1 pseudogene is annotated in these 294 nt (G+C 45.9%); it reads right to left on the bottom strand.

Features of this window, described 5'->3' with window-relative positions:
* Positions 1-27: 27 nt before the first annotated feature.
* A pseudogene (locus FD32_RS10285) lies at positions 28-294 on the bottom strand (hypothetical protein); the annotation flags it as partial.

The following is a 294-nucleotide window of genomic DNA, read 5'->3' on the forward strand; positions in this document are numbered from 1 at the left end:
AGTTAAACCAGTTTGGATGGTAATTAATCACCTTCTGAAGCTCTTGACGACAGGTTTCTGCTCGGTAATTGGGAACTTAATGACAATCTCAAAGCGCGTTAAGCATTCTGTTAGAGTCAGCAGGCTGGAAGATTCTTCCGCCGAACCCCCCTTGACTAAATCTCCCTCCCAATCAAAAGTACGTTGGCGCTGATGATTAATCTTTTGCGGGCGTTTTTCAATTGAAACTCCCAGCCGCTTCACTGCTTGCCGAGAGTGGGAACGATGGTGCTTTTTTAGATGCCGACTTAGCTT

This window comes from Limosilactobacillus panis DSM 6035, from assembly GCF_001435935.1.
Taxonomy (GTDB): domain Bacteria; phylum Bacillota; class Bacilli; order Lactobacillales; family Lactobacillaceae; genus Limosilactobacillus; species Limosilactobacillus panis.